The organism is Streptomyces sp. NPDC058001 (assembly GCF_042886315.1).
Classification (GTDB): domain Bacteria; phylum Actinomycetota; class Actinomycetes; order Streptomycetales; family Streptomycetaceae; genus Streptomyces.
On record NZ_JBHVQT010000006.1, the window covers coordinates 164,796 to 188,828 of the forward strand.

Consider the following 24,033-nt stretch of genomic DNA (forward strand, 5'->3'; position numbering starts at 1 on the left):
GTCCCGCCCGGTTTCCGGGGCCTCCCGGCGGTTCTCGTCACTGACCTGGGGCGTCCCCCGGGGGCGTCACCCCTTGCTCGACCCGAGGGTGAGTCCGGCGATGAAGTGCCGTTGCAGGAGGAGGAAGACGAGGATCGTCGGCAGGGCCACCAGCACCGAGCCCGCCGCGAGCATGTTGTAGTCCGTAAAAAATTGGCCCCTCAGGTTGTTCAGTGAGGAGGTGATCGGGAGTTTGTCCGGGTTGGAGATGAAGATCAGGGCCCAGAGGAAGTCGTTGTAGATCCAGGTGAATTCGAGGGTGCCGAGCGCGGCGAGCGCCGGGCGGCACAGGGGCAGGGTGATGCGCCAGAACTGGGTCCACACGCCGGCGCCGTCCATGACGGCGGCCTCCAGGATCTCCTGCGGCAGGGTCCGCATGAAGTTCGCCAGGACGAAGACGCAGAAGCCCAGTTGGAAGCCGATGTTGACGATGATCACGGCCCAGTACGAGTCGTAGAGCATCAGCGAGTCGGACATCCACCAGGGCAGCGGGATCTTGTTGAACAGGACGTACAGCGGGGTGACGATGACCTGTTGGGGCAGCAGATTGCCCGCGGTGAAGAACACCAGCAGGACCACTCCGCCACGGATCTTCAGCCGGGACACGGCGAAGGCGACGAACGACGCGAGGAACAGTGTGATCAGCACGCCCGGCACGGCGATGAGCAGTGTGTTGACGAAATACTTGCCCATGCCCGAGTCGCTGTAAGCCTGCCGGTAGTAGTCGAACGACAGGTGTTTCGGGAAGGAGAAGTAGCCGTGCTGGGCGGTCTCCTCGTACGGGCGCAGGGACGCGTACACCGCGAGGAGCAGTGGGGCGAGGAACACGAGCGAGACGGTGAGCAGGAAGGCGTGCACGCCGAGGCGTCCCGGGCGGACGCGGCGGCGCGGCGGCGGGGGCGCGGTGGGTCGTACGGGGGTTTCGGCGGGGGTGGCGCGGAGGTCGGCGGTCATCGGTCGCGTGCACCTCGCAGCTCTTGGACCAGGAAGGTCACGATGAATCCCAGGGAGACGGTGAGCAGGACGACCGCGATGGCGGAGCCGAATCCGATGCGGCTGGCCTCGCCGATGATGTTGTCCGTGATGAGGACGGAGAGCAGTTCCAGGCCGTTACGGCCTTTGTTGACCGCGTAGACGATGTCAAAGGCGCGCAGGGCTTCGATGACGGTGATGACGCCGACGATGACGTTGACGGGCCGCAGGGTCGGGAAGACGACGCGGAAGAAGGTCTGACGGGCGTTGGCGCCGTCGATCGCCGCGGCTTCCTTGAGGGTGGGGTCGACCGCCTTGAGGCCCGCGAGGTAGAGGATCATCACATAGCCGACGTGTCGCCAGCCGGCGGCGAGCAGGATCATCCAGATGTTGAGGTTCGCGTTGCCGAGCCAGTCGATGGGGTCGTCGTGGTTGGCGAGGATGGTGTTGAGCGCGCCTTGGTCGGTGCCGAGGACGAGTTGGGCGATGAAGCCGACGATGGCGAGCGAGAGCACGACCGGCATGTAGAGCGTGGACTGGTAGAAGCGGCTGAAGCGCACACCCCGGTCGATGATGACGGCGAGCAGCAGTCCGAAGGGTGTGGCGACCAGGCCGAGGAAGGCGAGCCACAGGAGGTTGTGGCGGGCGGCGGGCCAGAAGGCCGGGTAGTTGTCGACGAGGTTCTGGTAGTTCTCACCGCCCACCCAGTGGATGTCGCCGATGCCGTCCCACGAGGTGAACGACAGGCCGATGGAGGCGAGTGTGGGCCCCCAGATGATGACGATGTCCAGCAGGACGGGTATGCCCAGGAGCACGCCGAAAACGGCAAGGTCACGGCGGGTGAATCGCCGTGGGCCTCGCCGCCCGGCGCGCCGCGCGGTGTTCAGCGGCACGGATCCTCTTCCCCTTCTGGCCTCGATGGTCGGCTGGTGGCGGGCGGTCGCGGGGTCAGCCGACGGGTGAGGAGAAGATGGTCTTCTTCTGCCGCTCGATGCTGTTGCAGAGACCGTCGACGTCCTTCGGGTTGCCGATGAAGTCCTGGATCGCCTTGATCATGACGGTCGACGCGAAGTCGGGACGGGTGTCGCGGTCCAGGAACTGGGAGATCTGCTGTGCGCCCGCGACCAGTTCGGCGGACTTCTTCTGCAGAGCGGTGTACGCGGAGGTGTCGGCGCCTTCGTTGACGGCGACGTTGTTGGGGTCGCCCGCGAGGTAGATGTCCTCGGCCTGGGGGGTGCCGAGCCAGGTGAGAAGGTCCTTGGCGGCGGTGACGTTCTTCGACTTCTTGGCGATGAGGAATCCGTCGATGGGGGCCTCGACGGCGTCCTGCCCGAACTGCGGGTCGATCTCCGGGAAGGCGAAGAAGTCGATGTCCTCGCGCTCGCTCTCGGGGAACTGGGAGCCGGGGTGCGGCATCCCGAAGACGGCCATCCCGGTCCTGCGCTGCTGGAGGCCCTGCCCGGCCTCTTCCCAGGTCCGGCCGAGCGCGCCTTTCTGGTAGTACGGCATGAGTTCGCGCCAGAGATCGAAGACGTTCTTGACCTTGGGGTCGGTCCAGGACTCCTCGCCGGCCATCAGCGACTTGTGGAAGTCGTATCCGTTGGCGCGGAGGTTGATGTAGTCGAAGGTGCCCATCGCGGGCCAGCCGTCCTTGTCGCAGAAGGCGACCGGAATGCCGTCCTTGCTCATCTTCTTGGCGAGGGCGATGAAATCGTCCCAGGTCTTGGCCTGTTCGTAGCCCTGCTTCTCGAAGAGGCTCTTCCGATGGAAGACGGCCCACGGATAGTAGTAGTACGGCACGAAGTACTGCTTACCGGCGTGGGTCGACTGGTCCTTGAGTGCCTGGGAGAAGCCGGTGAACTTCTTCCAGACGTCGCCGATCTCGACGAGGAGGCCCTTTTCCGCGAAGTACTGCATGCGGTATCCGGCGAACCACATGAAGACGTCGTCCGGTGTGCCCTGGAGATACCGGTTGATGTTCTCCTGGAAGTCGTTGTGGTCCTTTGTGTTGACCTTGACGGTCTTCTTGGACTCCTTCTCGTACGCGTTGAACGCGTCGGCGAACGCCTTCTTGGGCACCGCGTCCGAGGCGTTGGAGCCCACGGTGACCGTCTTGCTGTCGCCGCCGGGTCCGCTCCCGCAGGCGGTGAGCAGGGCCGGCAGGGTCACGGCGCCCGCTCCGACAGCCGCACCACGCAAGAGATTCCGTCGGGACATCCGATGTCCGACGACGCCGTGCGGCGCGACCGGACCGTTGAACGATGACTGAGCCATGTCCCCCTCCTCGGGGTGCAACCCAACACAACCGAACGCGAGGATTGGATCTCACTGCCAACTGGCACCGCCGTCAAGGGTTTTGGCACCTTCATAGGCAACCGTTACCTCTTCTCTTCCAACAGAGTCCAACACGCTCTACCGTAAACGCGCGTCCCCTGACGCGTACATGCCGTCATCCCATCTTTCGCGAGTACGGAGGAACGTCACCATGCGTCATCTCTCCACCCGCAGTACCCGACGAAGAGTGGTCGGAGCTGTCGCCACGGCGGTGCTGTGCTCCACAGGGCTCGCCGTACCCGCCGCGGCAGGCGAATCGGCAGGCCCGGCGCGGGACTCGACACCGGCGGCGCGCGCCGCCGCCCCGGAAGCGGTCACCGCGGGGCCGAAGACCGACGACGGCCTGGCCCTCACACCTCCGATGGGTTTCAACAACTGGAACTCCACGCACTGCCGTGCCGAGTTCAACGAGGCGATGGTCAAAGGCATCGCCGATCTCTTCATCGAGAAAGGTCTGAAGGCGTCCGGCTATCAGTACGTCAATCTCGACGACTGCTGGGCACTCCAGGAGCGGGACGCGAACGGCAAGCTGGTCCCCGACCCGGAGCGATTCCCGAACGGAATCAAGGCCGTCGCCGACTACGTCCACGCGAAGGGCCTCAAACTCGGCATCTACACCAGTGCCGGTACCAAGACATGCAACAGCGCGGGTTTCCCGGGCGCGCTCGGCCATGAGTACAGCGACGCGCAGCAGTTCGCGGACTGGGGTGTCGACTACCTCAAGTACGACAACTGCAACAACCAGGGCGTGGACGCCAAACAGCGGTACAACACGATGCGGGACGCCCTCAGGGCGACCGGTAGGTCCATCGTCTACAGCATTTGCGAATGGGGCGAGAACAAGCCGTGGGAATGGGCCGGGGACATGGGCCATCTCTGGCGCACGACCGGTGACATCAGCGACAACTGGGGCTCGATGCTGTCGATCCTCAAGCAGAATCTGCCCCTCGCCCCGCACGCGGGCCCCGGCCGCTGGAACGACCCCGACATGCTGGAGGTCGGCAACGGCGGCATGACGGACACCGAGTACCGTACGCACTTCTCGATGTGGTCGATCATGGCGGCGCCGCTGCTCATCGGCTCGGATCTGCGCAAGGTGCCCGAGTCCACCTTCGACATCCTGGACAACCGTGAGGTCATCGCGGTCGACCAGGACCCGCTGGGCAAGCAGGGCACCGTCCTCACCTCCGAGAACGGGCGCTGGGTCGTCGTCAAGGAGATGCGGGACGGCAGCCGCGCGATCGCGCTCTTCAACGAGACCAACACCGCGCAGCGCATCTCCACCACCGCGACCGCCGCGGGCCTCCCGGGCGCCTCCGCGTACACGCTGCGCGACCTGTGGAAGCACCGGAGCTACAACACCGCGGGCGCCATCTCCGCGACCGTGCCCGCCCACGGCACCGTGCTGTTGCGCGTGACGGCCGACCGCAAGTGGTCCGCGTACCCGCCCGCCGTCGAACTCCGCGCGGACGGCGGCACGCTGGTCGAGGCCGGCAAGCGGACAGTGCTCACTTCGAAGGTCACCGATCTCGGCCGGACACCCGCACAGCAGGTGTCCGTACGGCTCACCGGTCCGGCCGGCTGGAAGGTCCAGGCCACCTCGCGGACAACGGCACCCAGCCTGCCCACGGGAAAGTCCCTCACGACGAGTTGGGCGATCACCGCTCCGGCGGGGACGCCCACGGGCGACCACGAGTTCACGCTGACGACGACATACCACTCGCCCCGAGGAGACCGCGCGGAGAGCGTCGTACCGCTGGCGAGCCGGGTCGTGGTCCGGCCGCCCGCGGGCACCTCACAGCTGAGCGACCTGCCGTGGCTCTCGGCCGTCAACGGCTACGGGCCCGTCGAACGGGACACCAGCAACGGCGAGGACCAGGCGGGTGACGGCAACCCGATCACCATCGGCGGACAGGTCTTCGCCAAGGGCATCGGCGCGCACGCGCCCAGCGACATCGAGTACTACACGGCCGGGGCGTGCGACTCCGTCACCGCGCAGGTCGGTGTCGACGACGAGAAGGGGGACAACGGCACGGTCGTCTTCGAGATCTGGGCGGACGGCAAGAAGGTCGCCTCCACCGGGACCCTCACCAACGCGATGCCCGCGCAGCCGATCTCGGCCGATGTGACGGGCGCCCAGGTGGTCCACCTGATCGTCACGGACGCCGGGGACGGGGTCAGCTACGACCACGCGGACTGGGCGGACGCCAAACTCACCTGCTGACACCGGGCCGCGACGGCGACGACGGAACAGCGACGGAACGGAGATGCGGGGGCGGGGGTCGGCGGGCGCCCAGCCCCGCATCGCGCGCGCCGCCGCCGCATCGCCCCCGCCACCCGGCCCACCGGATCACTGCTCCGGGTTCCACTCCCGTACGTCTGCTCCGGGCTCAATTCGCGGATCAGCGCTCACCGTTCCCTATTCAGCCCCGCATCCCGGCGGCCGTCGCCCGGCTCGGTCCGCTCAGCGCCGCCGCTGCCGCGCCGACCAGACCGGCGTCGGTGCCCATGGTCGCGGGGGCCACCGTGAGGCGCTGCACGAAGGACAGCGTGGCGTAGTCACGCAGGTATTGGCGCAGGGGCGCGAACAGGACCTCGCCCGCCTTCGCCACTCCCCCGCCGATCACCGCGATGTCGATCTCGACGAGCGTCGCGGTGGCGGCGATACCCGCCGCGAGCGCCTTGGCCGCGCGTCCGAAGGAGGCGAGCGCCACCGGGTCGCCCGCGCGCGCGGCCTGGGCGACCGCGGCCGCCGATGTGTCACCGTCCGGGCCCGGTTGCCAGCCGCCGTCCAGAGCGCGGCGGGCGATGTTCGGTCCGCTCGCGATGCGTTCGACGCAGCCACGGGCACCGCACGGACACGGGTCGCCGTCGAGGTCGACGCTGATGTGCCCGATGTGCCCCGCGTTGCCGGTCGGGCCCGGGTGCAGCTTGCCGCCGAGGACGAGTCCGCCGCCGACACCGGTCGAGACGACCATGCACATCGCGTTGTCATGGCCGCGTGCGGCGCCCTGCCAGTGCTCGGCCGCCGTGATCGCGACGCCGTCCCCGATCAGCTCGACGGGCAGCCCGCCGGCCGCGGAGCGCACCCGGTCGACGAGCGGGTAGTCCCGCCAGCCGGGTACGTTCACCGGGCTGACGGTTCCCTTCGACGCGTCCACGGGTCCCGCGCTGCCGATGCCGACGGCCCGCACGGAGGCCCACAGAGGAGATTCGGCCAGTTCGCCGACGACCGCGTCGACGGCCCGCATCACGGTGTCGCCGTCCTCCCGCGCGGGCGTCGACCGCTGCGCCCGCAGCAGGATTTCTCCCCTGTCGTCCACAAGGGCTCCGGCGATCTTGGTTCCGCCGATGTCGAGCGCGGCGACGAGGTCGGTGTGCATCAGTGTCAGATCTCCTGGTGAAGGGCAGTCCGCAGAATGCGATGGACAGTCTCTCCCGCATCTGACAACGTTGTCCAGGCTCTATGCTCGATGCCACATCTTCCTACCATCCCGGACGACAGGACAGGACAGCGCATCGTGGCCGAGATCGCCCGCCGATCCGAGAACCGTTACGGCAACCGTCCGACCATGAAGGACGTCGCCGCGCGTGCGGGAGTCGGCCTGAAAACGGTCTCGCGCGTGGTCAACGGGGAGCCGGGAGTGACCCCGGACACCGAGCGCCGCGTCCAGGAGGCCATCGACGCCCTCGGCTTCCGGCGCAACGACAGCGCGCGCGTGCTGCGCAAGGGACGTACGGCCAGTATCGGCCTGGTCCTGGAGGATCTGGCCGACCCGTTCTACGGCCCGCTGAGCCGTGCCGTGGAGGAGGTCGCCCGTGCCCATGGCGCCCTGCTCATCAACGGGTCGAGCGCCGAGGACCCGGACCGGGAGCAGGAGCTGGCGCTCGCCCTGTGCGCCCGCCGGGTCGACGGTCTGGTGGTGATTCCGGCCGGTGACGACCACCGCTATCTGGAACCGGAGATCAAGGCGGGCGTCGCCACCGTGTTCGTGGACCGGCCGGCCGGGCGGATCGACGCGGACGTGGTCCTCTCGGACAGTTACGGCGGGGCGCGGGCGGGCGTGGCCCATCTCATCGCCCATGGTCACCGCAGGATCGGCTTCATCGGCGACCAGCCGCGTATTCACACGGCGGCCGAGCGGCTGCGGGGCTATCGCGCGGCCATGGAGGACGCGGGCATCGTGGTCGAGGACGCCTGGATGTCGCTGGGGCTCACGGTGCCGGAGCGGGTGCGCCCGGCGGCGGACGCGATGCTGTCGGGCCCCGATCCGGTCACGGCGATCTTCGCGGGCAACAACCGTGTGACCGTGACGGTCGTACGGGTGCTCGCCGAGCGGGAGCGGCCGGTCGCCCTGGTCGGCTTCGACGACTTCGAGCTGGCCGATCTGCTGAAGCCGGGGGTGACGGTGGTCGCCCAGGACTCGGCCCAGCTCGGGCGTACGGCGGCGGAGCGCCTCTTCCGCCAGCTCGACGGCGCCTCCATAGCTCCCGAGCGCATCGAAATCCCGACCCGGCTCATCACCCGTGGATCGGGCGAGATCCCGCCGTCGGCCTGAGGCGCCGCCGCACGTCAGTGACCCACTCCGCTGCTCAGAACTGCGGTACTCCGTACTCCGGTACGAAGTGTTCGCGTTCCCGCGCGCGTGCGGGGTCTCGGCGGACGGACAGGCGCCGTCCCGCCGTCCTTGTGCATGGGTCTACTGCGCGGGGAGGGTCAGGTCGCCTCGGCGCGGCGCCGCGAAGCTCTCCAGGCCGACCCGGTCGAGACCGGTGAGCCGGGTGACCTCGTCGCTGTCGAGGGCGCCGCAGTCGAGTCCGCGCAGCAGATAGCCGCTGAGTGCCTTCGCGGTCGCGGGTTCGTCCATGACGTCGCCGCCGGTCCGGTTGGCGTAGGCGGCGAGGCGGGCGGCGGCCTGCTCGAAGCCCTCGCGGTAGAAGGCGAACACGGCCGCGTACCGGGTGGGGAGGTGGCCGGGGTGCATGTCCCAGCCCTGGTAGTAGGCGCGGGCCAGGGCGCGGCGGGTGAGGCCGTAGTGCAGCCGCCAGGCGTCGTGGACCTGTGCGGTGGGGCCGACGGGCAGGACGTTGGTGGAGCCGTCGCAGACCCGGACTCCGGTGCCCGCCGCGGCGACCTGCATGATCGCCTTGGCGTGATCGGCGGCGGGGTGGTCGCTCGCCTGGTAGGCGGCGCTGACGCCGAGGCAGGCGCTGTAGTCGAAGGTGCCGTAGTGGAGTCCGGTGGCGCGGCCCTCGGCGGCCTGGATCATCCGGGCGACAGTCGCGGTGCCGTCGGTGGCCAGGATGGACTGGCTGGTCTCGATCTGGATCTCGAAGCCGATCCGGCCGGGCTCCAGGCCGCGCGCCTTCTCGAACTCCTCCAGGAGCCGGACCATGGCGGTGACCTGCTCCGCGTAGGTGACCTTCGGCAGGGTGAGGACGAGCCCGTCGGGCAGACCGCCGGCCGCCATCAGGCCGGTGAGGAAGATGTCGAGGGTGCGGATGCCCCGGTCGCGTACCGGCGCCTCCAGGCACTTCATACGGATGCCCATGTACGGGGCCGCGGTGCCGTTCTCGTACGCCTCGGCGACCAGGCGGGCTGTGCGGGCCGCCGCTTCGTCCTCCTCGGCGTCCGGGCGTCGGCCGTATCCGTCCTCGAAGTCGATACGGAGGTCCTCGATCGGCTCGCGCTCCAGCTTGGCGCGCACGCGCACGTGGACGGGTTCCGCGAGGTCGTCGCCGAGGCCGAGGACGGCGGCGAAGGCGTCGGCGTCCGGGGCGTGTTCGTCGAGCGCGCGCAGCGCCCGGTCGCCCCAGGAACGGAGGGTGTCAGCGGCAAAGGCGTCGGCGGGGACGTACACGGTGTGGACGGGCTGGCGGGTGCCCGGGTCGCCGGGGTAGCGCCGCTCCAGCTCCGCGTCGACCGGGGCGAGGGAGGCGCTGATGCTCTCGCTGACCGTGCCCGCGATGCTGGTCGCCACCGTCTCCTGCTGACCCATCCCACACCCTCCTGTTTTCCGATGCACGGAATCGAGAATCCGTATGGTGAAGTTATCCGTGGACCTTTGTGTGGGTCAACACCCGCTTGGCGCGCGGGACACTTCCGGCACCCGGCGTGTTCACTCCCGTCCCGGTTCCCTCTTCGACACTGCGGACGCACGCTGCATCGTGCACCCCGTTCGTCCGAACCGTTCACCGTGACCCGCGACCGAAGGAGCACGCGTGCCGAACACCAGCCGAGTGACGCGCCGCCTGGGACTGAAGACCGCCGTGGCAGCGGCGGTCGCCGGGCCCCTGTCCAGTACAGCACTGTCCGCCGCACCCGCGTCGGCGGCCACCGGGCGCGCGGACCGCCGCCTGGACGTGATGTCGTTCAATCTCCGTTACGCGAGCACCACCGAGCCGAACAGCTGGGCGCGGCGCCGTCCCGTCATGCGGGAGTTGCTGCGCAGCGAGCGGCCCCATGTCGTCGGTACCCAGGAGGGCCTGTACCAGCAGGTGCGGGACATCGAGGCCGATCTCGGGCCGCACTACGACTGGATCGGCACCGGCCGGGCGGGCGGCAGCCGGGACGAGTTCATGGCGGTCTTCCACGACACCCGCCGTGTCGCGCCCGTCGCCTACGACCACTTCTGGCTCTCCGACACTCCCGATGTGATCGGGTCCAACACCTGGGGCGGCGGTTCCATCCGCATGGTGACCTGGGTGCGGTTCCGCGATCTGCGGGATGACGGACGGGAGTTCCACTTCCTGAACACCCATCTCGACAACGCCAGTCAGTACGCACGCACCCGCGCCGCATCACTGATCGCCGAACGGATCACCGCTCTCGACCCTTCCCTGCCGCTCGTGGTGACGGGCGACTTCAATGTGGCGGCGCACGGCGATCCGGTCTACGACACGATGCTCGGCGCGGGACTCATGGACACCTGGGACACGGCGGCCGAGCGGAGCGCGCTGTACGCGACGTTCCACGGGTACCGGCCACTCGTGCCGGACGGTGACCGGATCGACTGGATTCTCGCCACGCCCGGGGTGAGCGTGCACCACGCGTCGATCAACACATTCTCGTCCGCGGGCCAGTTCCCGAGCGACCACCTTCCGGTGCTGGCGTCGCTGACCCTGTGACTCCCGGCGCCCGCGTGCCCTGAACGATGTGCGTGCGCCCCGAACGAGCCGAGGCCCCCGCCGACCGGACCGGTCGTGGGGGCCTCGTGCGCGGGAGGGTTCAGCCCTTGCGGGTCTTGATCTCCTCGGTGAGCTGCGGGACGACCTCGAAGAGGTCACCGACCACGCCGTAGTCGACGAGGTCGAAGATCGGGGCCTCCGCGTCCTTGTTCACCGCGACGATCGTCTTCGACGTCTGCATACCGGCACGGTGCTGGATCGCGCCCGAGATGCCGTTGGCGATGTACAGCTGCGGCGAGACGGACTTGCCGGTCTGGCCGACCTGGTTGGAGTGCGGGTACCAGCCGGCGTCGACCGCGGCGCGCGAGGCACCCACGGCAGCGCCGAGGGAGTCGGCCAGCGCCTCGATGATCCCGAAGTTCTCCGCGCCGTTGACACCCCGGCCACCGGAGACCACGATCGCGGCCTCCGTCAGCTCCGGGCGGCCCGTCGCCTCCCGGGGCGTACGCGCGGTGACCTTCGTACCGGTCGCCAGCTCACCGAACGTCACCGACAGGGCCTCCACCGCGCCGGCGGCCGGGGCCGGCTCGACGGGCGCCGAGTTCGGCTTGACGGTGATGACCGGAGTGCCCTTGCTGACCCGGGACTTGGTGGTGAACGCGGCGGCGAACGCCGACTGCGTGGCGACCGGACCCTTGCCGTCGGCCTCCAGGTCGACGGCGTCGGTGATGATGCCGGAGCCGATGCGCACGGCGAGGCGAGCGGCGATCTCCTTGCCCTCGGCGGAGGACGGGACCAGCACGGCGGCCGGCGAGACGGCGTCGTACGCGGCCTGGAGCGCGTCGACCTTCGGCACCACGAGATAGTCGGCGTACTCGGGGGCGTCGTGCGTGAGGACCTTCACCGCGCCGTGCTCGGCGAGCGCGGAAGCGGTGCTCTCGGCGCCGGGGCCGAGGGCGACGGCGACCGGCTCACCGATGCGGCGGGCCAGCGTCAGCAGCTCCAGGGTGGGCTTGCGGACGGCGCCGTCCAAGTGATCGACGTAGACGAGAACTTCAGCCATGGGAATGGTCTCCTGCGGATTGCGAAGTCTGAGGGGGCGGCGAAAGGGGTGGGGTGGGCCTTAGATGAACTTCTGGCCCGCGAGGAACTCGGCGAGCTGCTTACCGCCCTCGCCCTCGTCCTTGACGATCGTGCCCGCGGTCCGCGCCGGACGCTCCGTCGCCGAGTCGACCATGGTCCAGGAGCCGTCCAGACCGACCTCGTCGGCGGCGATCTCCAGATCCTCCAGGTCCCAGGACTGCACCGGCTTCTTCTTCGCCGCCATGATCCCCTTGAACGAGGGGTACCGCGCCTCACCCGACTGGTCCGTCACCGACACCACGGCCGGAAGCTCTGCCTCCAACTGCTCGGACGCCGTGTCACCGTCACGGCGGCCCTTGACGGTGCCGTCCTCGACGGAGACCTCGGAGAGCAGTGTGACCTGAGGGACGCCGAGGCGTTCGGCCAGGATCGCCGGGAGCACGCCCATGGTGCCGTCGGTGGACGCCATGCCGCAGATCACCAGGTCGTAGCCGGTCTTCTCGATGGCCTTCGAAAGCACCAGCGAGGTGCCCAGCGCGTCCGTGCCGTGCAGATCGTCGTCCTCGACGTGGACGGCCTTGTCGGCGCCCATCGACAGCGCCTTGCGGAGCGCGTCCTTCGCGTCCTCGGGGCCGACGGTGAGAACGGTGATCTCGGCATCGTCGGCTTCATCGGCGATCTGTAGCGCCTGCTCGACCGCGTACTCGTCCAGCTCCGACAGCAGACCGTCCACGTCGTCACGGTCGACGGTGAGGTCATCGGCGAAATGCCGGTCACCGGTGGCGTCGGGCACGTACTTCACACAGACAACGATCCTCAAGCTCACGCCGGCTCTCCTACTGCATCGTCATTTCTGAGCTGCCTTCTTCCAGGCAGCATAGGCGCCTGGAGCGGCGGATCCCGGTCGGAGGCGATCCGCACACCCACCGAAATATTACTCACCAGTACACCCACAGCATTCCCCCTGAGCAAGCGCTTTGAACTGTGACGTTCGCAACGCTGCGTAACCAGTGATGTCACGCGCGCGGCGTGGCATGAACGACGCGCGCGTACGGGGAAGAGCGGGGGTTGGCCCGGCAGGGACGGGTCACTCCTGGAGGGAGGTGTAGCGGCCCTGGTGGTAGAGCAGGGGGCGACCGGGGCCCGTGGGATCGCCCGTGACGACTTCGGCGATCACGAGGTGGTGGTCACCGGCGGGCACCCGCGCGCGGACACGGCAGACGAGCCAGGCGGGTACGTCGTCGAGCAGCGGGACACCCTGCGGGCCGTGGCGCCAACGGGTGGGCGGGCCGAAGCGGTCGGCGCCGCTGCGGGCGAACGCGGCGGCGAGATCGCGCTGGTGATCACCGAGCAGATGCACGCCCACATGGGTGGCGTCGGCGACCGCGGGCCAACTGGAGGCGCCCGTACCGATCCCGAAGGACAGCAGCGGGGGTTCGGCCGAGACCGACGTGAGCGAGGTCGCCGTGAAGCCGGCGGGACCCGACGGACCGTGAGCGGTGATCACGGCGACACCGACGGCGTGCCGGCGGAAGACGGAGCGCAGCAGGTCCGACGATGCCGGCGGGGTCGCCTGGGCCGCGAGCCGGGCGGGACCGATGTCGGGCGTGGCCGTCATACAACTGCCAGGATTTCCGGAGGCATAAGGTCAGGCTGACGATAGGTGGTGCGTGCAGTCAAGTGCCGTCCGCCCTCTGGGAGATGCGTCACCGCGAGCACTGTGTCTCCGAATCGACTCATCGGGCGGCGGATCACAGAGCAGCGCTCACAGGGCAACGGCTCATACGGCCTCGCCGAGTGCGGCGATCACGTCGGCCTTGCGCGGCTGGCCGGTGGCGCGCCGCACGATCCGGCCGCCCGCGTCGAGCACCAGGACCGTGGGGGTCTTCAGGATGTCCAGTTCGCGCACGAGGTCGAGTCGGTCCTCGGCGTCGATCTCCACATGCCGCACTCCGGGCACCATCCCGGCGACCTCGCCGAGCACCCGTCGCGTGGCACGGCAGGGCTGGCAGAAGGCGCTGGAGAACTGCACGAGGGTCGCGCGCTCCCCCAGGCTCTCGCCCAACTCCGCCGTACCGAGCCGCTTCCCGCCGTCGCGTCCGCGCACTCTCACCCTCCCGCTCCGGCGCCGGTGCACGGCTCCGTACGCCGCCGCCAGCGCGAGCACCACCACACACACCACAAGTCCCGTCATCCCCGGCTTCAGCGTTCACGAGACCGCAAAGATTCCCGGCACCCCGGAACGCCGGTCATACGGAATGCTTGATTCATGGACATCGACGTGAGGGGACCGCGGTTCGGGGCCGCGGTGACGACGCTCGTACTGGCGGTCGTGCTCATCACCGGCAGCGTCTGGCTGCTGGCCTGGCAGACGCTCTGCTTCGCGCTGGGCGCCGCGGGGGGCGTGCGGCGCTCTCCGTACGGGTGGCTGTTCCGGACCGTCGTACGGCCACGGATCGGTCAGCCGACGGAGTTCGAGGCGCCCGAGCCGCCCCGCTTCGCCCAGGCGGTGGGTCTCGTCTTCGCGGTGGTCGGGCTGATCGGATACGCGGTCGGGCCGCAGTGGTTGGGGCTCGCGGCGACGGCGTGCGCGCTGGCGGCGGCCTTCCTCAACGCGGCGTTCGCCTACTGCCTCGGGTGCGAGGCGTATCTACTGCTGCGACGCGCCACGGCACGGGTGGGCTGAGAGCGGCGATACCGGCAGGCCGGGACGGGAGCGGTGATTCCCGCGGGCCGGCCGAGAGCGAGAGCGGTGATACCGGGGCCCAGGGCGAGAGCGCCGCACGCGTCCTCTCGGGAGCGGCGCGAACAGCGGGACCAGCAGGAATGGTATGTGTCGGGAACGTGACGAGAATCTCGCGCTCCGTGGGCACCAGGACTGGCTACCCGTTCGTTCTTGGGGCACGATCTGCGCAGGCCGCAAAACCTACGGCTGCGTAACTTCCCGCCGGGAGACCCCTCCCCAGGCAGAGAGAAGGGTCCTCCTCGCCCATGGCAGAGCTCGTCTACCGTCCCGTCATCGGCATGGCCCTCACCATGTTCAAGGCGCTCGACCTGAAGATCGACTGCAAGGGTTCGGAGAACATTCCGCGTTCGGGCGGTGCGGTGCTGGTCAGCAACCACATCAGCTATCTCGACTTCATCTTCAACGGGCTCACGGCCCTCCCGCAGAAACGTCTCGTCCGGTTCATGGCAAAAGAGTCCGTGTTCCGGAACAAGGTGTCGGGTCCGCTGATGCGCGGCATGAAGCACATTCCGGTGGACCGCAAGCAGGGTGAGGCGGCCTTCGCGCACGCCCTGGAGTCGCTGCGGTCGGGTGAGATCGTCGGGGTGTTCCCCGAGGCGACGATCTCGCAGTCGTTCACGCTCAAGAGCTTCAAGTCCGGTGCCGCGCGGCTGGCCCAGGAGGCGGGCGTCCCGCTCGTCCCGATGGCGCTGTGGGGCACCCAGCGGCTGTGGACGAAGGGGCACCCGCGCAACTTCCGGCGTCATCACATCCCCGTGACGATGCGGATCGGCAAGCCGATCGAGGCTCCGCGCGACCAGTACGCGGGCGCGATCACCCGCCGACTGCGCGAGCGGGTGCAGGAGTTGCTCGAAGCGGCCCAGCGCGCCTATCCCGTACGCCCCAAGGGGCCGGACGACACCTGGTGGATGCCGGCGCATCTCGGCGGCACGGCACCCACGCCCGAGGCGGTGCGGGCGGCCGAGAAGGGCTGACGACCGACGGGGCCCGGCCACGCACGGCGTGACCGGGCCCGGCCCATGTCAGGTCAGATCAGGTCAGGTCAGCCCCGCACCGGCGTGTGGACGGTGATCCGTGCGCCGGGGCTGAACTTCTCGACTAGTTCGGCGAGTTCGGCGCCCGCCGCCGCCACGTCGGACACCGGCATCGGGGACAGGCTCTCCAGCAGGAACAGCGCGGAGACCGACTCCTCGGTGAGCCGGGTCCGTACTCCCTGGCGCCAGTTCCAGCGGCGGCAGGTCACTCCGGAGTCGTCACGCCAGACGACCTCGCCCGGCTCCGGGTGCTCGATCACGGATTCTCCGCCGGCGGCGGTCGGGAACTCCTCGTCTCCGGTGGCGCGCACCAGCCGCATCCCGCCGTCGATGTGATCGGCGTCCTCGCCGCCGACCGGGACGAGGTGGGCGACGCTGATCGCGTTGTAGACGTCGACAAGAGCGTTGATGCGGGGCAGTCCGGCACCGGACAGGGCCCGCTTGGCCAGCGCCTCGGCGGAGTTGCGCGTACGGGACGGCTTGGCGCCGAACGCCGTGTACGCCTCACGCCAGGCGGCCATGTGCGGGTCCTCGTGCGGGGCGCGGCCGTCGAGCCGGGCCGTGAGGCGGCGGGTCGCGTCATCGAGGAGTGCCGAGGTGCCGTCCGTGCTGGGGCCGTTGACCAGCCCGTACGCCGCTACGACGACATGGGTGAAGCCGGGGGTGAGGGCGCGCACCTCGTCGGACACGGTGAGCGTGGGAGTCATGGTCTGTCTGCCTTGCCTGCTGGAGTGCCTGCTGCCGGGGTGCTGGTTCCGGGCGCGGCTCGCTCGGAGCACGCGCCCGGAATTAGTGCAGCATACAGGACTGGGCAGTCCATCCCACTGGACTGGCTGGACTAGCGGGCCATCTCCTCCTTGAGGGCGGCGACGAAGCCGTCGACGTCCTCCTCGCGGGTGTCGAAGGAGCACATCCAGCGGACGTCGCCGGCCGTCTCGTCCCAGAAGTAGAAGCGGTAGCGCTTCTGGAGGCGTTCGCTGACGTCGTGCGGGAGGCGGGCGAAGACCGCGTTGGCCTGGACCGGGTGCAGGATCTCGACGCCGTGCACCGCGCGGACGCCCTCGGCGAGCCGCTGGGCCATCCCGTTGGCGTGCCGGGCGTTGCGCAGCCAGAGGTCCTTGGCGAGCAGGGCCTCCAACTGGACGGACACGAAACGCATTTTGGAGGCGAGCTGCATGGACAGCTTGCGCAGATGCTTCATATGGCTGACGGCGCCGGGGTCGAGCACCACGACGGCCTCGCCGAACAGAGCACCGTTCTTGGTGCCGCCGAGGGACAGGATGTCGACGCCGGCCGCGTTGGTGAAGGTCCGCATCGGTACGTCCAGGGACGCGGCGGCGTTCGCTATGCGGGCGCCGTCGAGGTGCACCTTCATGCCGTGCTGGTGGGCGTGGTCGCAGATCGCGCGGACCTCGTCGGGCGTGTAGACGGTGCCGAGTTCGGTGTTCTGGGTGATCGACACGACCTGCGGCATGGCCCGGTGCTCGTCGTCCCAGCCGAACGCCTGCCGGTCGATCAGCTCCGGTGTCAGCTTGCCGTCCGGTGTGGGCACCGTGAGCAGCTTGAGTCCGCCGACCCGCTCGGGCGCCCCGCACTCGTCCACGTTGATATGGGCGCTCTCGGCGCAGATCACCGCTCCCCAGCGGTCGGTGACGGCCTGGAGCGCGACGACGTTGGCGCCGGTGCCGTTGAACACCGGGTACGCCTCGGCGCTCGCGCCGAAGTGTCCGCGGATGACCTGTTGGAGGTGATGCGTGTAGTCGTCCTCGCCGTACGACACCTGGTGGCCGCCGTTGGCCAGGGCCAGGGCCGCGATGACCTCCGGGTGGCCGCCCGCGTAGTTGTCGCTGGCGAAACCGCGGACCTCCGGGTCGTGATGGCGTCGCGCGTCGGTCCTGGGAGGGTTCACGGCTTCTCGGTCAGCCACAGACGGTTTCCGTTCACTTCCCGGGCGGGCCGCTCCCAGACTCCGGCGATGGCCTCGGCCAGCTCCTTCACGTCGGTGAAGCCCGCGAACTTCGCGTTGGGTCGCTCGGCGCGCATCGCGTCGTGCACCAGCGCCTTCACCACCAGGATGGCAGCCGCCGCGCGGGGGCCCTCGTCGCCCCCCGCCTTGCGGAAGTCGTCCGCGAGGGCGAGCGTCCACGCCTCGGCCGCCGCCTTGGCCGCCGCGTACGCCGCGTTGCCCGCCGTGGGCCTACTGGCTCCGGCGGCGCTGACCAGGACGTAGCGGCCGTGTGCGCCGCGCCTGAGCGGGTCGTGGAAGGCGAGTGAGGTGTGCTGCACGGTCCGGACGAGGAGCTTCTCCAGGAAGTCCCAGTCCGCGAGGTCGGTGGCGGCGAAGGAGGCGCTGCCGCGCCAGCCGCCGACGAGGTGGACGAGGCCGTCGACGCGGCCGAAGTCCTTCTCGATCCGTGCGACCCAGTCCTTCGTGGCCCGCAGATCAAGGAGGTCGACGGTGTCGCCGATCACCGTGGAGCCGCCGTGCGCGTACCGGGCGGCGTCCACGGCCTCGGCGAGCCTGGCCGGGTCGGCGTCGGCGCCGACCACGGTCGCCCCCGCCTCGGCGAGGCGCATGAGGGTGGCCCGCCCCGCGGGTCCCGCCGCTCCGGCCACCGCGACCACGGCGCCGCTGAGCGTGCTGTCGCCGTCCATCGTCGTCACCTCCGGGCTGCCCTGGCTCACGCGGCGATCCCTTCGGGAGTCGTCGCGGTGATGCCCTTGGTCGAGGCGATCACATTCTTCAGCTTCTTGGCGAGCGCCTCATAGAACATGCTCAGGGGAAACTCGTCCGGAAGCACGTCGTCCACGAGTTTACGCGGCGGTTGCGTCAGGTCGAGGGCGTCGGGGCCCTTGGCCCAGCGGGAGCCGGGGTGCGGCGAGAGGTGGCTCGCCACCAGGTCGTAGCCGGCGAACCAGTGGACGATCTTGGGCCGGTCGATGCCGTCGCGGTAGAGCTTCTCGATCTCGGCGCAGAGCTGGTTGGTGACCTGCGGGGCGCGGTCCCAGTCGATGTGCAGCTTGTTGTCCGTCCAGCGCACCACGTCGTGCTGGTGGAGGTAGGCGAAGAGGAGCTGGCCGCCGAGGCCGTCGTAGTTGCGGACCCGCTCGCCGGTGACGGGGAAGCGGAACATACGGTCGAAGAGCACCGCGAACTGCACGTCACGACCCTGCGGGAAACCGTCCGCCTCCAGCTTCACGGCCTCCTTGAAGGCGGTGAGGTCGCAGCGCAGCTCCTCCAGGCCGTACATCCAGAACGGCTGGCGCTGCTTGATCATGAACGGGTCGAAGGGCAGGTCGCCGTGGCTGTGGGTGCGGTCGTGGACCATGTCCCACAGGACGAACGCCTCCTGGCAGCGCTCCTGGTCGCCGACCAGCTCGCGGATGTCGTCGGGGAGTTCGAGGCCCAGCAGGTCGACGGCGGCCGTCGTGACGCGCCGGAAGCGGGCGGCCTCGCGGTCGCAGAAGATGCCGCCCCAGGAGAATCGCTCGGGTGCCTCGCGCACCGCGATCGTCTCGGGGAAGAGGACGGCCGAGTTGGTGTCGTACCCGGAGGTGAAGCCCTCGAAGGTGATGCCGCAGAACAGCGGGTTGTCGTAGCGGGTGCGCTCCAGCTCGGCCAGCCAGTCCGGCCACACCATCCGCAGGACGACCGCTTCGAGATTGCGGTCCGGGTTGCCGTTCTGGGTGTACATCGGGAAGACGACGAGGTGCTGGAGGCCGTCCTCGCGGTGTGCGGCGGGCTGGAAGGCGAGCAGCGAGTCGAGGAAGTCGGGAACCTCGAAGCCGCCGTCGGCCCAGCGGCGCAGATCGGTGACGAGGGCGGTGTGGTATCCGGCGTCGTGCGGCAGCAGCGGGGACAGTTCGTCCACGGCGGCGATCACGCGCGCGACGGCCCGCTCGGCGTCGGCGACGGCCGGTGCGGCCTCCGCGTCGAAGTCGATCGAACCGTCCTTCGACTGCCAGGGCCGGATCTCCTCCACGGCATCCTTGAGCATGGGCCACGCCGGGTGCTCCACGATCCGCTCCGCGCGGGATATGCGCCCCTGAGCACCCACCTGCACAAGAATTTCCGTCATCTCTCACCCTCCACCGGAGAACCTTCCGTCAAGACACCGTATGCGTGCAAGGTTCTCCCCAGCAAGTGGGGACTCAGTAAATTATCCTGCCGCACCCGGCGCTTCACCGCTCTTTTTCCCGTCGGACACTCCGGATACGGCTGCTTCTGCTACGGCCCTCCAAGGGTCAACGCTCGGGGGACTCGCCCACCGGCGGGTGACGCGGCTCGCGGTGCGGGTGCGGATGCCGGTAGGACGGGGCCGATCCCCGTCCCGCCGCCATCGGAGCCGCACCCCGTGAGTACCCGTGCCGTCCTTGTCGCCGCCGTGGTCACCGCTCTCGTCCTCGGGATGGTCAATCAGCGGGCGGATGCCTGTACTCGGCCCTGTCGGAGCGGTTCCATCGCGGTGGCGGGCCATTAGGCTGCGACCTTGCCGCGTGGCCCCGCCTCCCCCACGGCCGCGCGGGAGCAGAGCCGCCGTCGACGGAAGCGAGTCAACCTTGAACTTCCTCACCATCGGTCATCGTGGAGTCATGGGTGTCGAACCGGAGAACACCCTCCGATCGTTCATCGCAGCGGAGAACGCGGGACTCGACCTCATCGAACTCGATCTGCATCTGAGCAAGGACGGCGCTCTCGTCGTCATGCACGACGCCGACGTCGACCGCACGACGGACGGCAGCGGGCCGATCGCCGAGCAGACCCTCGCCGAACTGCGGGCGCTCGACGCTGGCCGCGGTGAGCGCATCCCGGTGTTCGAAGAGGTCCTCGATGCGGTGAGAGCACCGCTCCAGGCCGAGATCAAGGATGTCGCGGCGGCGCGGGCCCTCGCCGAGGTGATGAACCGGCGCGATCTGGTCTCCCGCGTCGAGGTGCTCTCGTTCCACGACGACGCCGTCGCCGAGATCGCCCGGCTCGTCCCCGGTGTGCGCACCGCTCTCGTCGCCAGCCGGTACGGCACGGATGTGGTGGAGCGGGCGACCGCGGTCGGCGCCACCACGCTCGTCCTGAACATCCGCCGGCTGACACTGGAGGTCGTCGAGCGGGCCCGGAAGGCGGATCTGCGGATCATCGGGTGGGTCGTCAACACCCAGGAGCATCTGCGGCTGGTACGCGCCCTGGAGCTGGACGGCGCGACGACCGACTACCCGGAGATCAAGCGCACCGGCCGCTTCACGGCGTGACGTCGAGCGCCTTGACCAGCAGTTCGAACTGAAGGTCGTCGCGCTGGGGGATGCCGAAGCGCTCGTCGCCGTACGGGAAGGGCGTCATCCGTCCCGTACGGCGGTAGCCCCGCCGCTCGTACCAGGCGATCAGGTCGTCCCGTACCGAGATGACCGTCATCTGCATCTCCCGCGCGTCCCACGTCCCGCGCGCGACGCGCTCCGCCTCCGCGATGATCACCTTGCCGAGGCCCGCGCCCTGGAGGTCGGGGCGGACGGCGAACATGCCGAAGTACGCGGCGTCGCCCCGGTGTTCCAGCTGGAAGCAGGCGACGACCTCACCCTCCCGCTCGACGCCGATCAGCAGGCTGCCGGGCGCCTTGATGACGTCGAGTACGCCCTGCGGGTCGGTGCGCTGACCGTGCAGCAGATCCGCCTCGGTGGTCCAGCCGCCGTGCGCGTCCCCTCGGTACGCCGCTTCGATCAGGGCGACAAGAGCGTCGACGTCGGACTCGGCGGCCTCCTTGAAGACGAGGTCGCCGGTGGTGGGGCTGGGGGCGGTGTCCATGGGCGTGAGTCTCCGCTCTCGTGTCGATGTGCCTGGCCGAGAGTAACGCGGACACGGAGGCGCGCCCGCACGGTGCGTGTACTCGGCAGCAGGCTCCTGATCCGGCCCGCGGATCGCGGTCGTGGAGGTGCCGGCGGAGCATCCGCCGGGGTCCCGTCCGGGCATCTGACTGAGGTCCGGTCCGGGCGTTCGCTGAACAGGCGCGGCTCCGCATCCGTTGAAGCAATCAAAGGCATGGTGCGACAAGCCGACGACGGACCGACGACGGACCGCACGTCCCGCTCCGCTCCGCGCCACGCCGCCCGGCCCCGGCGGACGACACCGGTGAAGGCCACCGGTGGGACGCCGCCGGCCGGGCAGAAGAACCGCACGCCCGAAGGGACACAGCCAAGATGACCGTCTCCCGGCCGCACAGCGACCGCGCGCCCGTCCGCGACACCGCCTTCCTGGATGCCGCGTGCATCGGCGAGGAACCCGAACTCTTCTTCCCCCGTGGGGAGTCGGAGCGGTGGGAACACTCCATCGAACAGGCCAAACGCATCTGCGGCGGCTGCGACATCCGCATCGACTGTCTGCGGTACGCCGTCGACAACGCGGAGGCGGAAGGCGTATGGGGCGGCCTCACCCCGTCGGAGCGCCGCAGGTTCCGACGCGCCCTGCGGACCCTGTACGGGGCGCAGGACACCCTCGTGCGGCGGCTGCTGTCCGGGGAGCGGCTGCTGGTGCCGCCCGAGCATCTGGGGTCCGTGGTCTGGCAGTTGGCCTGGCACGGCTGGCGGATCGAGCGGATCTGCCTCGCCACGGCGGTACCGCGGCCACGGGTGCGACGCTCCCTGGCGGCGGCCCAGGCGGCGGCGGACTTCCTGCGCATGGCCGGGATCGACCCGCGCCCGCGCGCGACCCGCGTCACGCTGGAGGAGCCCGGAAGCCTCTCGGAGAGCCAGGGGCCACGGGATCCGCACGGAGGCCGTCAGGCGGCGTGAGAGCGCCCGGAGAGGCCGTCCGACGTGAGATTCCCCGTGGAGACAGTCAGGCGGGCGCGAGACGGACGGTACGGGCCCGTACGCGGCCGTCCTTCCGGCGGGTCAGGCCCTCGGGCCGCCGAGACTGCCTTCGAGCTGGGCGAGCAACTGCCCCAGGAGGGCGGCCAGATCGTCACGGCCGGGTGCGTCGAGTCCGGACAGGGCCGCCTTCTCGTACTCCAACTGTCCGGGCAGGACGGTGTCGACTAGGTCGCGGCCGGCGTCGGTGAGGGTCACATGGGCGACGCGCCGGTCCCGGGTGTCGCCGCGCCGTCCGACGAGGCCGCGCTCGGTGAGCTGCTTGAGCCGCTTGGTCACGGCGGCTCCGGACGAGAAGGTCTCGCGGGCCAGGTCGCCGGGGGTCAGCTCGTGCCCGGTACGCCGCAGCGCGCCGAGCAGGTCGAACTCCGCGCGGGTCAGCCCCGCGCGCCGCAGCGGCGCGTCCTCGGCCTGCTGGAGCAGCGCCGCACAGCGGTTGATCCGGCCGATGATCTCCATCGGCCCGGTGTCGATCCCGGGGTGGATGTCCTGCCACTGCCGCACCACCACGGCGACGGTGTCACCCGCCGCCCGGCCGCTGTCCGTCGTCATGCCTGCGCGCCCTCCGGGACGTGCCGCCTCTGCCCTCGTACCGTCGCGGCGAGCGTACGGTGTCCGACCTGTTCGGCGAGAACCAGCCGCTCGTCGGGCAGGGCCTTCCGCCACCACTCGCCGGACGCGGTGTCGGCCGTGGCGCGCAGGTCGACCAGCGCGGCGGCCAGGTTCCGGTGGGCGCGCTCCAGGGCGCCGGGTTCGGGGCGGTGCCGGGCCAGGGCGTGTTCGGCGTGCTCCCGCGCGCGGTCGGTGGTGTCCAGGGCCCGTTCGACATGGCGGGTGGCCCGTCGGTTGGTGACCGCGACGGCCGCGAGGACGTCGCGGAGAGCGCCCAAGGCGGTGTCAGCGACCCGCTCGGTGATCAGCTCGCCCGGCCGCTGGACCCGCCCGAACTCGGTGACGAGCAGCGCCATGGGGGTCACGCACACCTGCGAAAGATATCGTCCAGCCTGCGGCGCGACCCCCGGCGCTCCCCCTCGTACGCCTGTGCGCTGATACGCGCTCGCTTTCCCGGCGGGCCGGGTGGGCATCAATGGCCCGACACCGTCGAGCGGGGGAGGTGCGCGGTGCACGCACCGGCGTCGGCCGCCTGGCTCCTTGTCGCGCTGTGCGCGGCGAGCGGGGCCTACTGTCTGCTGCGAATGCGCAGCGCCGTCGAGGAGCAGCGCCGCGCCGCGGGCGGCGAGGCCCTGATGGGGTTCGGGATGGCGGCCATGGCGGTGCCCGCCGCGTTCGTGACGCCCCCGCGCGCGATGTGGCTCGTCTGCGCGGTCGTGTTCGCGGCTGCCGGACTGCGGTCGGCGGCGGCGATCCGACCGCGTGGCGCGGAGGCGACCCGGGGCGACGCGCACCAACTGCACCATCTCGTGGGCGCGGTCGCGATGGTCCACATGTCCGTCGCGATGGCCGCGTCACCGGGCGGGCACGCGGGGCACGGCGGGTCGGGAGCGCCCGTACTGACCGGAGCGCTGCTCCTGTACTTCGCGGCCTATGTGCTCCGGGCGGGCACGCGGCTCATGCCGGTGACCGCCGGGCGTCCGGGACACGGACACGGGGGCGGCACCGGCACCGCGACCCTCGGCACCGGCAACGGCACCCTCGGCTGGGGTGACCGGCCCGAACTCGCGAGGGCGTGCCGGCTCTCCATGGGCATCGCCATGTTCGCGATGCTCCTCACCGTCTGAACCGGCGCCCCGAAGATCGAACTCCCTCAAAAGGGACAGAGATCACCGCTCGAACCGTGGTCTGCGTCACTTGCCGAGACCGCCCATACCCTTGAGTAGCGGGCCC

Annotated in this window: 24 protein-coding genes; 8 read left to right on the top strand and 16 right to left on the bottom strand. The window is 69.9% G+C overall.

Features of this window, described 5'->3' with window-relative positions:
* Positions 1–66 precede the first annotated feature (66 nt).
* The 3 genes from ACFVT5_RS16260 to ACFVT5_RS16270 are packed head-to-tail and all read right to left on the bottom strand — an operon-like array spanning position 67 to position 3,228.
* Positions 67–993: a carbohydrate ABC transporter permease gene (locus tag ACFVT5_RS16260; protein WP_389887125.1), complete on the bottom strand. Its 927-nt coding sequence runs from the start codon at positions 991–993 to the stop codon at positions 67–69.
* Entirely contained in the window at positions 990–1,904 is a 915-nt protein-coding gene (locus ACFVT5_RS16265) for a carbohydrate ABC transporter permease (protein ID WP_389887127.1), read from the bottom strand. The genes ACFVT5_RS16260 and ACFVT5_RS16265 overlap by 4 nt, the downstream gene beginning before the upstream one ends.
* 55 nt (positions 1,905–1,959) lie before the next feature.
* On the bottom strand, positions 1,960–3,228 hold the full coding sequence (locus ACFVT5_RS16270; protein WP_389888142.1) for an ABC transporter substrate-binding protein: 1,269 nt from the start codon (positions 3,226–3,228) through the stop codon (positions 1,960–1,962).
* Between the two features lie 268 nt (positions 3,229–3,496).
* On the opposite strand from ACFVT5_RS16270, the gene ACFVT5_RS16275 reads away from it, so the two are divergent.
* Entirely contained in the window at positions 3,497–5,569 is a 2,073-nt protein-coding gene (locus tag ACFVT5_RS16275) for an NPCBM/NEW2 domain-containing protein (protein WP_389887130.1), read from the top strand.
* Positions 5,570–5,768: 199 nt separating this feature from the next.
* Here ACFVT5_RS16275 and ACFVT5_RS16280 read toward each other — a convergent pair whose 3' ends face one another.
* Positions 5,769–6,728: an ROK family protein gene (locus tag ACFVT5_RS16280; RefSeq protein ID WP_389887133.1), complete on the bottom strand. Its 960-nt coding sequence runs from the start codon at positions 6,726–6,728 to the stop codon at positions 5,769–5,771.
* Positions 6,729–6,818: 90 nt separating this feature from the next.
* Here ACFVT5_RS16280 and ACFVT5_RS16285 point away from each other — a divergent pair, with 90 nt between their 5' ends.
* Positions 6,819–7,904, top strand: coding sequence for a LacI family DNA-binding transcriptional regulator (locus ACFVT5_RS16285; RefSeq protein WP_389887136.1), 1,086 nt, complete (start codon positions 6,819–6,821; stop codon positions 7,902–7,904).
* A 141-nt stretch (positions 7,905–8,045) separates the two neighbouring features.
* On the opposite strand, the gene ACFVT5_RS16290 is transcribed toward ACFVT5_RS16285, so the two are convergent.
* Complete coding sequence (locus tag ACFVT5_RS16290) at positions 8,046–9,344, bottom strand: DUF6986 family protein (protein ID WP_389887139.1); 1,299 nt, start codon at positions 9,342–9,344, stop codon at positions 8,046–8,048.
* Positions 9,345–9,567: 223 nt separating this feature from the next.
* On the opposite strand from ACFVT5_RS16290, the gene ACFVT5_RS16295 reads away from it, so the two are divergent.
* Entirely contained in the window at positions 9,568–10,473 is a 906-nt protein-coding gene (locus tag ACFVT5_RS16295) for an endonuclease/exonuclease/phosphatase family protein (protein WP_389887142.1), read from the top strand.
* Between the two features lie 100 nt (positions 10,474–10,573).
* Here ACFVT5_RS16295 and ACFVT5_RS16300 read toward each other — a convergent pair whose 3' ends face one another.
* The 4 genes from ACFVT5_RS16300 to ACFVT5_RS16315 all read right to left on the bottom strand — a co-directional run bounded on the left by ACFVT5_RS16300 (position 10,574) and on the right by ACFVT5_RS16315 (position 13,750).
* Positions 10,574–11,536, bottom strand: coding sequence for an electron transfer flavoprotein subunit alpha/FixB family protein (locus tag ACFVT5_RS16300; RefSeq protein ID WP_389887145.1), 963 nt, complete (start codon positions 11,534–11,536; stop codon positions 10,574–10,576).
* Positions 11,537–11,596: 60 nt separating this feature from the next.
* Entirely contained in the window at positions 11,597–12,382 is a 786-nt protein-coding gene (locus ACFVT5_RS16305) for an electron transfer flavoprotein subunit beta/FixA family protein (protein ID WP_389887148.1), read from the bottom strand.
* A 261-nt stretch (positions 12,383–12,643) separates the two neighbouring features.
* Complete coding sequence (locus ACFVT5_RS16310) at positions 12,644–13,174, bottom strand: flavin reductase family protein (protein ID WP_389887151.1); 531 nt, start codon at positions 13,172–13,174, stop codon at positions 12,644–12,646.
* A gap of 162 nt (positions 13,175–13,336) precedes the next feature.
* A complete protein-coding gene (locus ACFVT5_RS16315) occupies positions 13,337–13,750 on the bottom strand; it encodes a TlpA family protein disulfide reductase (RefSeq protein WP_389887154.1) in 414 nt (137 codons plus the stop codon).
* A gap of 75 nt (positions 13,751–13,825) precedes the next feature.
* On the opposite strand from ACFVT5_RS16315, the gene ACFVT5_RS16320 reads away from it, so the two are divergent.
* Together ACFVT5_RS16320 and ACFVT5_RS16325 are read left to right on the top strand one after the other, a co-directional pair.
* On the top strand, positions 13,826–14,242 hold the full coding sequence (locus tag ACFVT5_RS16320) for a DUF4395 domain-containing protein (RefSeq protein ID WP_389887157.1): 417 nt from the start codon (positions 13,826–13,828) through the stop codon (positions 14,240–14,242).
* Between the two features lie 305 nt (positions 14,243–14,547).
* Complete coding sequence (locus ACFVT5_RS16325) at positions 14,548–15,276, top strand: lysophospholipid acyltransferase family protein (protein ID WP_389887159.1); 729 nt, start codon at positions 14,548–14,550, stop codon at positions 15,274–15,276.
* A 68-nt stretch (positions 15,277–15,344) separates the two neighbouring features.
* On the opposite strand, the gene ACFVT5_RS16330 is transcribed toward ACFVT5_RS16325, so the two are convergent.
* The 4 genes from ACFVT5_RS16330 to ACFVT5_RS16345 all read right to left on the bottom strand — a co-directional run bounded on the left by ACFVT5_RS16330 (position 15,345) and on the right by ACFVT5_RS16345 (position 19,415).
* A complete protein-coding gene (locus ACFVT5_RS16330) occupies positions 15,345–16,043 on the bottom strand; it encodes a B3/4 domain-containing protein (RefSeq protein ID WP_389887161.1) in 699 nt (232 codons plus the stop codon).
* A 131-nt stretch (positions 16,044–16,174) separates the two neighbouring features.
* A complete protein-coding gene (locus tag ACFVT5_RS16335) occupies positions 16,175–17,245 on the bottom strand; it encodes a threonine aldolase family protein (protein ID WP_389887164.1) in 1,071 nt (356 codons plus the stop codon).
* The gene (locus ACFVT5_RS16340; protein WP_389888145.1) at positions 17,242–17,991 is read right to left on the bottom strand and encodes an SDR family NAD(P)-dependent oxidoreductase; all 750 of its coding nucleotides are present in this window, start codon (positions 17,989–17,991) and stop codon (positions 17,242–17,244) included. Before ACFVT5_RS16340 ends, ACFVT5_RS16335 begins: the two co-directional genes overlap by 4 nt.
* Positions 17,992–18,017: 26 nt before the next feature.
* A complete protein-coding gene (locus ACFVT5_RS16345; protein WP_389887166.1) occupies positions 18,018–19,415 on the bottom strand; it encodes a DUF6421 family protein in 1,398 nt (465 codons plus the stop codon).
* 481 nt (positions 19,416–19,896) lie between these two features.
* Between ACFVT5_RS16345 and ACFVT5_RS16350 the strand changes: the two genes are divergently transcribed.
* A complete protein-coding gene (locus ACFVT5_RS16350; protein ID WP_389887169.1) occupies positions 19,897–20,580 on the top strand; it encodes a glycerophosphodiester phosphodiesterase in 684 nt (227 codons plus the stop codon).
* Here ACFVT5_RS16350 and ACFVT5_RS16355 read toward each other — a convergent pair.
* On the bottom strand, positions 20,570–21,127 hold the full coding sequence (locus tag ACFVT5_RS16355) for a GNAT family N-acetyltransferase (protein ID WP_389887172.1): 558 nt from the start codon (positions 21,125–21,127) through the stop codon (positions 20,570–20,572). The two genes, ACFVT5_RS16350 and ACFVT5_RS16355, sit on opposite strands and share 11 nt — an antisense overlap.
* A gap of 392 nt (positions 21,128–21,519) precedes the next feature.
* Between ACFVT5_RS16355 and ACFVT5_RS16360 the strand changes: the two genes are divergently transcribed.
* Positions 21,520–22,110 carry a WhiB family transcriptional regulator gene (locus tag ACFVT5_RS16360; protein WP_389887175.1) on the top strand — a complete coding sequence of 197 codons (591 nt, stop codon included), beginning with the start codon at positions 21,520–21,522 and terminating at the stop codon, positions 22,108–22,110.
* Positions 22,111–22,212: 102 nt separating this feature from the next.
* On the opposite strand, the gene ACFVT5_RS16365 is transcribed toward ACFVT5_RS16360, so the two are convergent.
* Complete coding sequence (locus ACFVT5_RS16365) at positions 22,213–22,740, bottom strand: MarR family winged helix-turn-helix transcriptional regulator (protein ID WP_389887178.1); 528 nt, start codon at positions 22,738–22,740, stop codon at positions 22,213–22,215.
* On the bottom strand, positions 22,737–23,171 hold the full coding sequence (locus ACFVT5_RS16370; RefSeq protein ID WP_389887181.1) for a hypothetical protein: 435 nt from the start codon (positions 23,169–23,171) through the stop codon (positions 22,737–22,739). The genes ACFVT5_RS16365 and ACFVT5_RS16370 overlap by 4 nt, the downstream gene beginning before the upstream one ends.
* A gap of 138 nt (positions 23,172–23,309) precedes the next feature.
* Between ACFVT5_RS16370 and ACFVT5_RS16375 the strand changes: the two genes are divergently transcribed.
* On the top strand, positions 23,310–23,927 hold the full coding sequence (locus ACFVT5_RS16375; RefSeq protein WP_389887183.1) for a DUF5134 domain-containing protein: 618 nt from the start codon (positions 23,310–23,312) through the stop codon (positions 23,925–23,927).
* The last annotated feature ends 106 nt before the right edge of the window (positions 23,928–24,033 follow it).